Here is a 12,721-nt window from a genome sequence, read left to right as displayed (position 1 = left end):
TTCAGCCGAGGCGGATGTGCCGCAGCCCCACGCCCGCCTGGCGGAGCCGGGTGCGCAGCCGGCCCTCGTGGTTGGGACGCAGGGTGAGGCCGGCGAGGACGGCGATCCGGTCGGCCGTCTTCGGCACGGTGCTGTGGTCGGTCCACAGGTGCTCGGCGAACTCCGGCCCGGCGAGCCGCTCCAGGCAGTGGTCGAGCCGCTCGACCGCCCAGCTCTCCCGGCGCAGGCCGCCGCCGATCAGATGCCCGAGCCCGCGCTCCTTGAGCCGCCGCAGCACCGTCTCCCGCTCGGCGAGCAGCGTGAAGTGCCGTACGTCGTGGCCCAGTTCGCGCAGCCGACCCACGGTCTCGGAGAAGTGGCCGGGGTCGGTGACGGTCATCGGCGCGATCACCACGCCCTCGCGCCGGGTCAGGGTGAGGTCGAGGACCTCCACGACGCCCTGCCGCCAGGCCGCCAAGTCCTGGAAGTCGCCGCGCAGTCCGGGCGGCAGCATGCGGTGGAGGCCGTAGCCGGGCTGCTCGGGGTCGCATACGACGCTGCCGGGAAGGCGGCGGCGTATCTCGTGTGCGGTCTGTGTCTTGCCGCCCCCGAAGGGGCCGTTGATCCACAGGAACATGCGCGGCACCCTACCGGGAGCCGGGGCGCCGCTCAGCCGTGTCCGCCGGCCCGCACCAGACCCGTCTCGTAGGCGAGGACCACCACCTGCACCCGGTCGCGCAGCCCCAGCTTGGTGAGGATCCGGCCCACGTGCGTCTTCACGGTCGCCTCGGACAGCACCAGCCGGGACGCGATCTCCCCGTTGGACAGGCCCTGCGCGACCAGCACCATGACCTCGCGCTCGCGCTCGGTGAGCCGCTCCAGCTCCTTGTGCTCGGGCTGCTTGCCGCTGCTGGGCAGCATCGGCGCGAACCGGTCGAGGAGCCGGCGGGTGGTGGAGGGGGCCACCACGGCGTCACCGCTGTGCACGGCGCGGATCGCGGTGAGCAGTTCACCGGGCGGCACGTCCTTGAGCATGAAGCCGGACGCGCCCGCCTTCAGCCCGGAGAAGGCGTACTCGTCGAGGTCGAAGGTGGTCAGGATGAGCACCTTCGGCGGCTCGGCGTCCGCGCAGATCCGGCGGGTGGCCTCCACCCCGTCCAGCTTCGGCATGCGGACGTCCATGAGCACCACGTCGACGGAGGTGGTCCGCAGCACCTCCAGGGCCTCCACGCCGTTGCCCGCCTCCGCGACGACCTCCATGTCCGGCTGGGCGGCTAGCACCATCCGGAAACCGGTGCGCAGCAGCACCTGGTCGTCGACGAGCATCACGCGGATCGTCATCGGGGCCTCTTCCGTTCGGTCGTCTCGGTCGTCGGGTGCCGCAGGGGGCGTGACAGGTGTCAACAGGGGGCGTACGTGTGGGTCAATGCGCCGGTTTGAGCGGCAGCAGCGCGCTGATGCGGAATCCTCCGCCCGGCCGCGGTCCCGCGTCCAGGGTTCCGCCCACCATGCCGACCCGCTCGCGCATGCCGATCAGGCCGTGTCCCTGGCCGTCGAAGCCGCCCTCCTCGTACAGCTCGTGCGGGGCGCCCTTGCCGTCGTCCTCCACCAGCAGGCCGAGCCCGTCGTCGAAGTAGACCAGGCGGACGCTGGCGCCCGCGTTGGGGCCGCCGTGCTTGCGGGTGTTGGTCAGCGCCTCCTGCACGATCCGGTACGCGGTCAGCTCCACGCCCCGGGGCAGTTCGCGCGAGGTGCCCTCGACCTTGAAGTCCACGGGCAGTCCGGACTCCCGGCACTGCTCGACGAGGTCCTCGATCTGCTGGAGCCCCGGCTGCGGCACGTACTCCCCGGCCTCCTGGTGCTCGCCGGTGCGCAGCACGCCCAGCAGGCGGCGCATCTCGGCGAGGGCCTGGCGGCCGGTGCCGGAGATGGTCTCCAGGGCCTTCTTGGCCTGGTCGGGCGCCGTGTCGAGGACGTAGGCCGCGCCGTCGGCCTGCACCACCATCACCGACACGTTGTGCGCGACGACGTCGTGCAGCTCACGGGCTATCCGGGCACGCTCGGCGGCGACCGCGACCTTGGCCTGCGCCTCGCGCTCCTTCTCCAGCCGGGCGGCCCGCTCCTCCAGCTGCGCGAAGTAGGCGCGGCGGGTGCGTATGGAATCGCCGAGCACCCAGGCGAGGGCGAAGGGCACGGCCAGGATGACCGACAGGGCGACGTTCCCGGCCGTGCCCGCCTCCTGGCTGGGCCAGCGCAGCTGCGCGAGCGGGGCGGCGCACAGACCGGCGGTCAGCGCCACGCGGGAGGCCCAGCGGGCGCCCACGGCCGCGACCGTGTAGACGATCACCAGCAGGGCGAAGTCGGCGGGCGCCGTGGGCACGTCGAGGATCAGCTGGCCGAGACCCACGACCAGGGCGAGGAGCAGCATCCGCTCCGGCATCCGGCGGCGCAGCGCCACCACCACGGACAGCAGGAACATCACCGGCACGGTCAGAGCGGGCAGCTCGGTGCCCCGGCCCTCCTCCACGGTCGCTCCGCCGAGCACCGAGATCCCGAACAGGATCACGGCCCAGAAGCCGTCGACCCACGTCGGGTGCCTGCGGAGGAAGTCATAGAGGCGCTGCACGTAACCCAGCGTAGGGAAGCAAAATGCGTGCAGGGGTCAACCGGAGGGTCGATCCCCGCCCGCCATGTGTACTCCCCAAGGTGGAGGCCCGTCCGGTCCGCGCACGTAGCCTGGCCCGGTGAGGACGGCGACGGCGGACGCGGGGAAGCGGTGACGGCGGGGGCCCAGGGGGCGGCGGAGGACGGTTTCCGTGGCTGGCGGGAGGCGGCCCGGGAGGCCCTGTACGGCCCGGACGGCTTCTACCGCCGGCCCGGCGCGGGCCCGGCCGGCCACTTCCGGACCTCCGTGCACGCCTCCCCGCTGTACGCGCGCGCCGTGGCGCGGCTGCTGTGCCGGGTCGACGAGGCGCTGGGCGGCCCGCCCGCGCTGGACTTCGTGGACATGGCGGCCGGACGGGGCGAACTGGTCACCGGCGTCCTGGGGGCGCTCCCCGCGGACGTGTCGGCCCGGGTGCGTCCGTACGCCGTCGAGCTGGCCGCGCGCCCCCCGGGCCTGGACGACCGGATCGTGTGGCGGGACGAGCCCCCGGAGGGCGTCACGGGGCTGCTGTTCGCCAACGAGTGGCTGGACAACGTGCCGGTGGACGTCGCCGAGGCGGACGCGTCCGGCACTCCCCGGTACGTGCTGGTGCGGGCGGACGGCGCCGAGCGGCTCGGGCATCCGGTCGCCGGCCCCGACGCGGACTGGCTGGAGCGGTGGTGGCCACTGCCTCCCGAGGAGGGCCTGCGCGCGGAGATCGGGCTCCCCCGGGACCGGGCCTGGACGGCGGCCGTCGGCACGCTCACACGCGGCGCCGCCGTCGCCGTGGACTACGCGCACACCGCCGGCGCGCGCCCGCCGTTCGGGACGCTGACCGCGTTCCGGGAGGGCCGGGAGACGGCGCCGGTGCCGGACGGCTCCCGCGACCTCACGGCGCACGTCGCGCTGGACGCGTGCGCCGCCGCCCCCGCCCTGCCGGGCGCGCGCCTGCTGACCCAGCGGGACGCCCTGCGCGCCCTGGGCGTCACGGGCGGACGCCCCCCGCTGTCCCTGGCGAACAGCGACCCGGCCGGCTACGTCCGCGCCCTCGCCGCGGCCGGGGAGGCCGCGGAGCTGACCGCGCAGGGCGGCCTCGGTGACTTCGGGTGGCTGGTACAGCCGGTGGGCGTCGGGGACGTCCTCACCGGCTGAGGGCTACTTGTCGATGTCGCCGACGACGAAGAACATCGACCCCAGGATCGCCACCATGTCGGCGACGAGCGTGTCCGGCAGCAGCTCGGTGAGGACCTGGATGTTGTTGTACGACGCCGAGCGCAGCTTCAGCCGGTACGGCGTCTTCTCACCCTTGCTGACCAGGTAGTAGCCGTTGATGCCGAGCGGGTTCTCGGTCCACGCGTACGTGTGGCCCTCGGGCGCCTTGAGCACCTTGGGGAGCCGCTGGTTGACCGGGCCGGGCGGCAGCTCCCCCAGCCGGTCGAGGCAGGCGTCGGCGAGGTCCAGGGAGTTGTGCGTCTGCTCCAGCAGGCACTCGAAGCGGGCGAGGCAGTCGCCCTCCTCGCGGGTGACCACCTTCAGGACGTCGCCCAGCTCGCCGTAGGCCAGGTACGGCTCGTCGCGGCGCAGGTCGAAGTCGACGCCCGAGGCGCGCCCGATCGGCCCGCTCACCCCGTACGCGTGCACCGCCTGTGCGGACAACGCCCCGACACCCCGGGTGCGGCCGCGGAAGATCTCGTTGCCGAGCACCAGGTCGTCGATACGGTCCATGCGCGAACGCACGTCGGCGACCGCGGCACGCGCGCGTCCCGTCCAGCCGGCCGGGAGGTCCTCCTTGAGACCGCCGACGCGGTTGAACATGTAGTGCATCCGCCCGCCGGAGACCTCCTCCATGACGTGCTGGAGCTTCTCACGCTCGGTGAAGGCGTAGAAGATCGGCGTGATGCCGCCCAGCTCCAGCGGGTAGGAGCCGAGGAACATCAGGTGGTTGAGCACCCGGTTCAGCTCGGCGAGCAGCGTGCGCAGCCACACCGCGCGCTCGGGGACCTCCATGCCGAGCATCCGCTCCACGGCGAGGACCACGCCCAGCTCGTTGGAGAACGCCGACAGCCAGTCGTGCCGGTTGGCCAGCATGACGATCTGCCGGTAGTCGCGGGCCTCGAACAGCTTCTCCGCGCCCCGGTGCATGTAGCCGATCACGGGCTCCGCGTGGACGATCCGCTCGCCGTCCAGCACCAGCTTCAGCCGCAGCACGCCGTGCGTGGACGGGTGCTGCGGACCGATGTTGAGCACCATGTCGGTGCTCTCCGCCGCGCCGCCGATTCCGACCATGGTCTCCGTCGTAGGAGTCATGGACACAGTCTGTCGTACGTACGCTGGCCCCATGGAGACGGGGAGCCCGCACGACACGGGAACAGCGGACGCGCCGGGGACGCCCACGCCGGCGACGGCGGACGTACCGGCGACGGACGCGGACGCGGAGCCGGGCGCCGGCACGGAGCCGGACGCCGGCACGGAGCCCGTCTGGCACGCGCTGCCGCCCGGGCTGCTGACGATGCGGCGACTGCTGCTGGTGGTGTGGCTGGGGCTGCTGACCCTGGCCACGGCGCTGGTGCCGGGCCTGCTGGCCGGGCCCGCCTGGGGCGCCTTCGCGGTGCTGCCCCTGGCCCTGCTGCTGTGGGGCTGGGTGATGCTGGAGCGCAACTGGCGCTCCTGGCGGTATGCCGAGCGCGCCGACGACCTGCTGATCAGCCGCGGTGTCCTCTGGCACGAGGAGACGGTCGTGCCGTACGGGCGGATGCAGCTCGTGGAGGTCACCTCCGGGCCCGTCGAGCGGCACTTCGGGCTGGCCAGCGTGCAGCTGCACACCGCCGCCGCGGCCACCGACGCGACCATCCCCGGGCTCGACCCGGACGAGGCGGAACGGCTGCGCGACCGGCTCACCGAGCTGGGCGAGGCCCGGTCGGCGGGGCTGTGACCGCGCCCGGCGTCCAGGAGGACGTGACCGGCCGGCCGCCCGTCGTCGAGCGGCGGCTGCACCCCGTCACACCGCTGCGGCGGGCGTGGGCGCCGGTGGCCGTCCTGATGGGCTGGGCCGTGCACGACCCCGACGGCGCGCAGCGCCAGCTCACCCGGCTGACCACGACCACGCTGCTGCTCGGACTCGGCGTGCTCATCCCGGCCGCCGCCCTCTACGGCTTCCTGAGCTGGTGGTTCACCCACTTCGCGGTGACCGACAGCGAGCTGCGGGTGCGCACCGGGCTGCTGTTCCGGCGCACCGCGCACATCCGGCTCGAGCGGATCCAGGCCATCGACGTGACCCAGCCGCTGCTGGCGCGCGTCGCGGGCGTGGCGAAGCTGAAACTCGACGTCATAGGCGCCGACAAGAAGGACGAGCTGGCCTTCCTCGGGGCCGGCGAGGCGCGGGCGCTGCGCGCGGAACTGCTGGCGCGGGCGGCGGGCTTCGCCCCGGAGACCGCCCACGAGGTGGGCGAGGCGCCCTCCCAGCAGATGCTGCGGGTACCGCCGGGCGTGCTGGCCGTCTCGCTGCTGTTGACCGCGGCGACCTGGGTCTGGCTGCTGGTCGCCGCCGTCGCCCTGCCGCTGCTGTGGACGGCCACCCACAGCCTGTGGACGGTGCTCGCGGCCGGCATCCCCATGCTCGGCGCGGCGGGCGCGAGCAGCGTGGGCCGCTTCGTCGCCGAGTACGACTGGACGCTGGGCGAGTCGCCCGACGGCCTCCGCATCGACCACGGGCTGCTGGACCGGGCGCACGAGACGGTGCCGCCCGGCCGGGTGCAGACCGTGCGGCTGGTCGAACCGCTGCTGTGGCGGAGGCGCGGCTGGGTGCGCGTGGAGCTGGACGTGGCCGGGTCGTCCAACTCCCTGCTGCTGCCGGTGGCCCCGCGCGCGATGGCCGAGTCGGTCGTCGAACGCGTCCTGCCCGGGGTGACCGTGCCCCCGCCCGACGCGTTCTCCCGCCCGCCGCGTGGCGCGCGGTGGTGCGTGCCGGTGTGGTGGCGGGGCCACGGGCTCGCCGTCACGGACGCGGTGTTCGCCTCCCGGCACGGCCTGCTGCGGCGCAGCCTCTCGCTGGTGCCGCACGCGAAGGTGCAGAGCGTACGGCTGGCCCAGGGGCCCTGGCAGCGGGCGCACGGGGTCGCCGACGTCCACGTGGACACCGGCGCCAACGGCACCGTGACCGCCCGCCTGCGCCCCGCCGAGGAGGCCGCCGACCTGCTGCACGCCCAGGCGGAACGGTCCCGCACCGGGCGCAGGGACGCCCTGCCGGACCGCTGGATGGCCTGACCGGCGCAGACACGGGAGAGGGCCCCGCCTGGGCGGGGCCCTCTCCCACGACGGCCGCCGGTTCAGGACACCGCGCTGCGCAGTCCCTGGACGTCGATGTGCTCGGTCTCGTCGTGGGCCGTCAGGTCGATGACCTGACCGGCGCGCGGCTCCTCGGCGGCCGGCTTGTACCGCGCCTCGGCCTCCGCCTTGTGCAGCGCGAGCGCCTCCTGGCCGACGACGTCGGCGAGGTCCTCGTTCTGCACGGCGTCCAGCGCCTCGCGCCGGGCGTTCTTGGTGCCGAAGAAGTCGAACCCGTCGTCCTGCACCGGCCGCCGCACGGGCCGCGTCGGCGGGACGACCGCCACCGCGGTCGGCACCGTGAAGTGCCCGGCGGGCCGGTGCGGGGCAGGGGCGGCGGAGGCGGCCGGTGCGGTGGGGGCGGCCGCGCGCTCATGGTCGCCGGCCGCCCGGGGCTGCCCCCCGGCCTCGTCCTCCTGCGCCGGGTCGGGCTTGGGCCGCTTCGTCGGCTCCGGCCCGTCGTCCTCGGGGGTGCCGCCGCCCTGGCGAGCGGTGGTCCTCGCGGCGGGGCTCTTGGGGGCGTTCCCGGTCTTCTCGGCTCCGGGGCCGCTCTCCGCGCGTGCGGCCGGCACGGAGGTGCGCGCGGCCGTCTCCTTCGGCGCGTCGGAGTCCGCCTCGCTCTCGGTCTCCGACTCGGCCCGCGCGTCGGTGGCCGGCTTCTCCGCGAACCGCGCCAGCGCCGCGTCGGCCTTCAGGTACAGCTTCGAACCTTCCGGGGAGAAGACGCCGGAGGTCCTCTCACCCTGCTTCTCCTCCTGCCCGGCGTCCTCCGTCCGCTCCACGTCCGCCGTCACCTCGGGGGCCGTGGGTTCCGGCTCAGGCTCCGGCTCGGGCGTCGCGGGCGCGCCCGCGGGCAGGGCGCGTACCGGGACGGCCGCCTCGATCTCCAGCACCCGGCGCTCCTCGAGGACGTTCGCGCGCTCCGCCTCGGCCGCCGCGTACCGGCGCAGCAGCGCGGCGTGCTCGTTGCGCAGCCCCGCCAGTTCCGCGCGCTTGGCGCGCAGCCGCTGCTCCAGCTTCATGCGCAGTTCACGCGACTCCTCGAGGTCCGACTCCAGTTCCGCGACCCGCTCCTCGAAACGCCACTCGTCGCCGGCCCGCGCGCGCGTGAGGTCGGCGACGCGTTTGCCCGCCTGGGCGTCCCAGTGGCGCATCACGACGGCGCCCACGATCGCCGTGACCGCGGCGGCCGCGGCCAGGAGACGGAGCACCACCGGTTGGGTGAACACCCACGGCGCCAGGGCGCAGACGACGGACACGCCTGCGATCGCCGACGGGGGCAGCATCCTGTGCAGAGGCGGGGAATGACGGTGACGTCCACGTGGCATGGCCAGAAACTTACCGCGCGTAGGCGAATGATGGTGCCCCGCCCCGTAAAAAGAAAGCCACACACGATGTTTCACAGGCCGTCAGCGATCCGGGCCGCGCGTGAAAGGACAGGTCATTGAATCTTCGTCAAGATCTTTTATGAGCGCGCCCCGCGGACAACTCGCCCCCCGTGTATTCCGGTTAGCCCCTTCGCGGCCCCCGCCGGACACCCGCCCCGAGGCCCCGGCCATCCCCGCCCCCCGCGCGCCCCGGGCCCGTCCCGCCCTCCGGTTCCCCCCGCCGGCGTCCTTCCCTCCCGCCCCTTCCGAGCCGTTTCGGCGCCTCTCCCGCGACCGCTCGCCGCAGGGCGCGTCTCCCGGCGGAGATCCGCTTCTCCCCGACCCGCCGGGACCCCGTTTACGCCCCTTTCCCGCTCTCCCCGATCTTCCACGCGTCTCCTTCACAGCAATACGGTCCGAAAGGTGCCGCCAATGTCGGCGCGCGGCGTTTCCCGTGCGGCGCTTCCGCGCGGCGGGCCCGTGCGGCACCAGGCACCCTCCCTGGGCCTACGCTGAACGTATGAGCACTCACAGCGGACGCCGTCAGATCGCGGGCCTCCCCCACTGGGACCGGTGCGCGGTCATGGGAGTCGTGAACGTCACCCCCGACTCCTTCTCCGACGGCGGGCGCTGGTTCGACACCTCCACGGCCGTCAAACACGGCCTCGACCTGGTGGCACAGGGCGCCGACCTGGTGGACGTCGGCGGCGAGTCCACCCGCCCCGGCGCCACCCGCGTCGACGAGGCCGAAGAGCTCAGGCGCGTCATCCCGGTGGTCCGCGGGCTCGCCGCGGAGGGCGTCACCGTCTCCGTCGACACCATGCGCGCCTCCGTCGCCGAGCAGTCGCTCGCGGCCGGCGCCGCCCTGGTCAACGACGTCAGCGGCGGCCTCGCCGACCCCGCCATGATCGGCGTCGTCGCCGCCGCCGGAGCCCCGTTCGTCGTCATGCACTGGCGCGGCTTCCTGGAGGGCGGCAACGTCCGGGGCGTGTACGAGGACGTAGTCGCCGAGGTCGCCGAGGAGCTCCACGCGCGCGTGGAGGCCGTCCTGGAGGGCGGCATCGCCGCCGACCGCGTGATCGTCGACCCGGGTCTCGGTTTCTCCAAGGACGCCGAGCACGACCTCGCGCTGCTCGCCCGCCTCGACCGCCTGCTGGGCCTCGGCCACCCCCTGCTCGTCGCGGCGTCCCGCAAACGCTTCCTCGGCCGGGTGCTGGCGGGCCCCGACGCCCCGCCCCCGCCCGCCCGCGAACGCGACGCCGCCACCGCCGCCGTCTCCGCCCTGTCGGCCCGGGCCGGCGCCTGGGCGGTGCGCGTGCACGAGGTCCGGGCCAGCGCCGACGCCGTACGGGTGGTCCGCGCGATACAAGAGGCGCGCCCCGACGACGACCCCACATCCCCCGAGCACGGTGCGGAAGGAGCCCGGTGACCGCACCCCACACCGACGTCGAGCAGGTCGAGGCCGCCAACACCGCCTTCTACGAGGCACTGGAGCGGGGCGACTTCGAAGAGGTCGCCTCGGCCTGGCTCACCCCCGCCGACCTCGGCGTCGACGAGGAGTACCACGACCCCGCCGACGCGGGCGTCGTCTCCTGCGTGCACCCCGGCTGGCCGGTGCTCACCGGACGCGGCGAGGTGCTCCGCTCGTACGCGTTGATCATGGCGAACACCGACTACATCCAGTTCTTCCTCACCGACGTGCACGTCTCCGTCACCGGGGACACGGCCGTCGTGACCTGCACGGAGAACATCCTCAGCGGGGGACCCGCCCCCGAGGAGGGCGAGGAGCTGGGGCCGCTGGTCGGGCAGCTCGTCGTCGCCACCAACGTGTACCGGCGCACCCCGTCCGGCTGGAAGCTCTGGACCCACCACGCCTCCCCGGTCCTCGCCGAGGAGGACGACGACGAGGACGACGACACCCCGACCCCGCCCTGACCCGCACGTGGCGGAACTCACCCCACCCGTCACCGCCGCCCCCTCCGGCCCGTGAGACCCCGTTCACGCTGGGCAGACGGACGGAAGGGCCGGAGGGACCCGTCCGGCGGCCACCACCCCGGACCGCAGGGCCCGGCGCCCGCCGCGGGTAGATTCGAGAGCGGGCCGGTGTGCCGTCCGCACAGGGCACCGACCGGCCGGACCGACGACAGCAGGAGTGATTCGCGTGGATCGTGTCGCGCTGAGCGGCCTGAGGGCCCGCGGGCACCACGGCGTGTTCCCGAAGGAGCGCGAGGAGGGCCAGACCTTCCTCGTGGACCTCGTCCTCGGCCTGGACACCCGCCCGGCCGCCGCCGACGACGACCTGACGAGGACCGTGCACTACGGAATCGTGGCCGAGGAGGTGGTGGCCGTCGTCGAGGGCGAGCCCGTCAACCTCATCGAGACCCTCGCCGAGCGCATCGCCCAGGTCTGCCTGAAGCACGACGTCGTGCAGGAGGTCGAGGTGCGCGTCCACAAGCCGGACGCGCCGATCACCGTGCCCTTCGACGACGTGACCGTCACCATCATCCGGAGCCGCGCATGACCAGGCCGACCACCACGGGCCACACCGACCCGACCGTGCAGCCCGTCCCCGCCTCCGTGGTCGAGCAGGTGGACGCCGCCGACACCACCCTCCAGAACCCGAAACGGGCCGTGGTGTCCCTCGGCGCCAACCTGGGCAACCGCCTGGAGACCCTCCAGGGGGCCGTGGACGCCCTGGAGGACACCCCCGGCATCCGGGTCAAGGCGGTCTCCCCCGTGTACGAGACGGAGCCGTGGGGCGTCGATCCCGGCAGCCAGCCGTCCTACTTCAACGCGGTCGCCGTCCTGAGGACGACCCTGCCGCCGTCCTCCCTGCTGGAGCGCGCCCAGGCGGTCGAGGAGGCCTTCCACCGCGTACGGGACGAGCGCTGGGGCCCGCGCACCCTGGACGTCGACATCGTCTCCTACGCCGACCTCCACTCCGACGACCCGCAGCTCACCCTGCCGCACCCGCGCGCCCACGAGCGCGCCTTCGTGCTCGCCCCCTGGCTGGACGTCGACCCCGCCGCCGAGCTCCCCGGACGCGGTCCGGTGGCGGAGCTGCTGGACGCGGTCACCCGGGACGGAGTCACGCCGCGCGCCGACCTGGAACTCCGGCTGCCCGAGTAGCCGTTAAGGTCGAGGACGGCCACAACCCGGGCCACCGGCCGGGGGAACGCGAAGGGACACCGTGAAAGAGCTGCGCATCAGGGTGCTGGCCGGCGTCTTCGTCGTCGCCGGTGTCCTGTCCTGGGCCGGCGCCCGCCTGTGGAACTCGCTGGGGACCCTCCCGAGCGTCCCCGTGGCCGCGCCGATCGTCCTCGCCCTGATCGCCACGGTTCTCGCGGCCACCGCGCTCTCCCTGCGCGCCCGCCTCAAGGCGCAGCGCGAGCGCCGTCCGGACGCCAAGGGCGTGGACCCGCTGCAGGCGGCCCGCGCGGTGGTCTTCGGACAGGCCAGCGCCCTGGTGGCGGCCCTCGTCGCCGGCCTCTACGGCGGCACGTTCGTCGTGCTGCTGGGCTCCCTGGACATCCCCGCCCGCCGCGACCAGGCCATCTACGCCGGATTCTCCGTGGTGGCGGGCATCGCCGTGATAGCGGCCGCCAAGTGGCTGGAGCACGTCTGCAAGCTCCCGGAGGACGAGGACGACGACCACCCGGGCACGGCTCCGGCGAGCTGAGACGCCCGCACACGGAAGGGGCACGGTCCACCCGGACCGTGCCCCTTCCCTTTCTGTCTCTTCGGCGTCAGCTTCCGTCTCTTCGCCGTCAGCGCGCCATGATCAGGCTCATCGCCTCGTTGCGGGTGGCCGCGTCCCGCAGCTGGCCCCGCACCGCCGAGGTGATCGTCTTGGCGCCGGGCTTGCGGATGCCCCGCATCGACATGCACATGTGCTCGCACTCCACGACCACGATGACCCCGCGCGGCTCCAGAATCTCCATCAGGGAGTCCGCGATCTGCGTGGTGAGTCGTTCCTGCACCTGCGGGCGCCGCGCGTAGACGTCCACCAGGCGGGCCAGTTTGGACAGGCCCGTGATCTTCCCACTGGTCGACGGGATGTACCCGACGTGCGCCACGCCCCGGAACGGCACCAGATGATGCTCACATGTCGAGTACACCTCAATGTCCTTGACCAGCACCATCTCGTCGTGGCCGAGGTCGAACGTCGTCGTCAGCACGTCCTCGGGCTTCTGCCACAGCCCCGCGAAGATCTCCCGGTAGGCACGGGCCACGCGCGCCGGAGTCTCCTGCAGTCCCTCACGGTCCGGGTCCTCGCCCACCGCGATCAGCAGCTCGCGCACCGCGTTCCGGGCCCGCTTCTCATCGAACTCACCGATGGGGGCTATGCCGTCCAGCGTCACGGGGTCGGTCATGGGTGCCTCGTTCCTGTGCCTGCACGCGTGACGGG

Annotated in this window: 14 protein-coding genes; 8 read left to right on the top strand and 6 right to left on the bottom strand. The window is 73.7% G+C overall.

The genetic code is table 11. From position 1 onward, the window contains the following. Position 1: 1 nt before the first annotated feature. From MTR79_RS01650 to MTR79_RS01640, 3 genes are all read right to left on the bottom strand, one after another. A complete protein-coding gene (locus tag MTR79_RS01650; RefSeq protein ID WP_244788880.1) occupies positions 2-616 on the bottom strand; it encodes an AAA family ATPase in 615 nt (204 codons plus the stop codon). Between the two features lie 32 nt (positions 617-648). Next, a complete protein-coding gene (locus tag MTR79_RS01645; RefSeq protein ID WP_048459537.1) occupies positions 649-1,320 on the bottom strand; it encodes a response regulator transcription factor in 672 nt (223 codons plus the stop codon). An 82-nt stretch (positions 1,321-1,402) separates the two neighbouring features. Beyond that, complete coding sequence (locus MTR79_RS01640) at positions 1,403-2,605, bottom strand: sensor histidine kinase (RefSeq protein WP_086698636.1); 1,203 nt, start codon at positions 2,603-2,605, stop codon at positions 1,403-1,405. Positions 2,606-2,755: 150 nt separating this feature from the next. Here MTR79_RS01640 and MTR79_RS01635 point away from each other — a divergent pair, with 150 nt between their 5' ends. Beyond that, positions 2,756-3,775 (top strand): SAM-dependent methyltransferase, encoded by a 1,020-nt coding sequence (locus MTR79_RS01635; RefSeq protein WP_244788878.1) that lies wholly within the window; start codon positions 2,756-2,758, stop codon positions 3,773-3,775. Between the two features lie 3 nt (positions 3,776-3,778). Here the strand turns inward: MTR79_RS01635 and MTR79_RS01630 are convergent, their stop codons facing one another. After that, a complete protein-coding gene (locus MTR79_RS01630; RefSeq protein WP_086698639.1) occupies positions 3,779-4,930 on the bottom strand; it encodes an NADH-quinone oxidoreductase subunit D in 1,152 nt (383 codons plus the stop codon). Positions 4,931-4,961: 31 nt separating this feature from the next. Here MTR79_RS01630 and MTR79_RS01625 point away from each other — a divergent pair, with 31 nt between their 5' ends. Together MTR79_RS01625 and MTR79_RS01620 are read left to right on the top strand one after the other, a co-directional pair. Beyond that, positions 4,962-5,555 (top strand): PH domain-containing protein, encoded by a 594-nt coding sequence (locus MTR79_RS01625; protein ID WP_233226810.1) that lies wholly within the window; start codon positions 4,962-4,964, stop codon positions 5,553-5,555. After that, complete coding sequence (locus MTR79_RS01620) at positions 5,552-6,886, top strand: PH domain-containing protein (protein ID WP_244788876.1); 1,335 nt, start codon at positions 5,552-5,554, stop codon at positions 6,884-6,886. Before MTR79_RS01625 ends, MTR79_RS01620 begins: the two co-directional genes overlap by 4 nt. A 62-nt stretch (positions 6,887-6,948) precedes the next feature. Here MTR79_RS01620 and MTR79_RS01615 read toward each other — a convergent pair whose 3' ends face one another. Then, positions 6,949-8,232, bottom strand: coding sequence for a hypothetical protein (locus tag MTR79_RS01615; protein ID WP_244788874.1), 1,284 nt, complete (start codon positions 8,230-8,232; stop codon positions 6,949-6,951). 601 nt (positions 8,233-8,833) lie between these two features. Between MTR79_RS01615 and folP the strand changes: the two genes are divergently transcribed. From folP to MTR79_RS01590, 5 genes are all read left to right on the top strand, one after another. Continuing rightward, the gene (gene folP, locus MTR79_RS01610) at positions 8,834-9,742 is read left to right on the top strand and encodes a dihydropteroate synthase (RefSeq protein WP_048459531.1); all 909 of its coding nucleotides are present in this window, start codon (positions 8,834-8,836) and stop codon (positions 9,740-9,742) included. Next, the gene (locus tag MTR79_RS01605) at positions 9,739-10,248 is read left to right on the top strand and encodes a nuclear transport factor 2 family protein (RefSeq protein ID WP_048459530.1); all 510 of its coding nucleotides are present in this window, start codon (positions 9,739-9,741) and stop codon (positions 10,246-10,248) included. Before folP ends, MTR79_RS01605 begins: the two co-directional genes overlap by 4 nt. Positions 10,249-10,474: 226 nt before the next feature. Further along, a complete protein-coding gene (gene folB, locus MTR79_RS01600) occupies positions 10,475-10,834 on the top strand; it encodes a dihydroneopterin aldolase (RefSeq protein WP_086701028.1) in 360 nt (119 codons plus the stop codon). Continuing rightward, the gene (folK, locus tag MTR79_RS01595; RefSeq protein WP_086701029.1) at positions 10,831-11,442 is read left to right on the top strand and encodes a 2-amino-4-hydroxy-6-hydroxymethyldihydropteridine diphosphokinase; all 612 of its coding nucleotides are present in this window, start codon (positions 10,831-10,833) and stop codon (positions 11,440-11,442) included. Before folB ends, folK begins: the two co-directional genes overlap by 4 nt. Before the next feature lie 61 nt (positions 11,443-11,503). Further along, on the top strand, positions 11,504-11,992 hold the full coding sequence (locus MTR79_RS01590) for a DUF3180 domain-containing protein (RefSeq protein WP_048459527.1): 489 nt from the start codon (positions 11,504-11,506) through the stop codon (positions 11,990-11,992). A gap of 88 nt (positions 11,993-12,080) precedes the next feature. Here the strand turns inward: MTR79_RS01590 and folE are convergent, their stop codons facing one another. Then, positions 12,081-12,686, bottom strand: coding sequence for a GTP cyclohydrolase I FolE (folE, locus tag MTR79_RS01585; RefSeq protein ID WP_048459526.1), 606 nt, complete (start codon positions 12,684-12,686; stop codon positions 12,081-12,083). Positions 12,687-12,721: the final 35 nt, after the last annotated feature.

Origin of the sequence: Streptomyces sp. BJ20 (assembly GCF_022869105.1) — a bacterium.
GTDB classification, from domain to species: domain Bacteria; phylum Actinomycetota; class Actinomycetes; order Streptomycetales; family Streptomycetaceae; genus Streptomyces; species Streptomyces griseoincarnatus.
This window is presented reverse-complemented; position numbering and strand designations above follow the sequence as displayed.

Excerpts from the sequence above, each read along its gene's own strand:
- MTR79_RS01645 (WP_048459537.1), bottom strand. The coding sequence starts at position 1,320 with ATGACGATCCGCGTGATGCTCGTCGACGACCAGGTGCTGCTGCGCACC.
- folP (WP_048459531.1), top strand. The coding sequence starts at position 8,834 with ATGAGCACTCACAGCGGACGCCGTCAGATCGCGGGCCTCCCCCACTGG.
- folE (WP_048459526.1), bottom strand. The coding sequence starts at position 12,686 with ATGACCGACCCCGTGACGCTGGACGGCATAGCCCCCATCGGTGAGTTC.
- folK (WP_086701029.1), top strand. The coding sequence starts at position 10,831 with ATGACCAGGCCGACCACCACGGGCCACACCGACCCGACCGTGCAGCCC.
- MTR79_RS01615 (WP_244788874.1), bottom strand. The coding sequence starts at position 8,232 with ATGCTGCCCCCGTCGGCGATCGCAGGCGTGTCCGTCGTCTGCGCCCTG.
- MTR79_RS01625 (WP_233226810.1), top strand. The coding sequence starts at position 4,962 with ATGGAGACGGGGAGCCCGCACGACACGGGAACAGCGGACGCGCCGGGG.
- MTR79_RS01630 (WP_086698639.1), bottom strand. The coding sequence starts at position 4,930 with ATGACTCCTACGACGGAGACCATGGTCGGAATCGGCGGCGCGGCGGAG.
- MTR79_RS01650 (WP_244788880.1), bottom strand. The coding sequence starts at position 616 with ATGTTCCTGTGGATCAACGGCCCCTTCGGGGGCGGCAAGACACAGACC.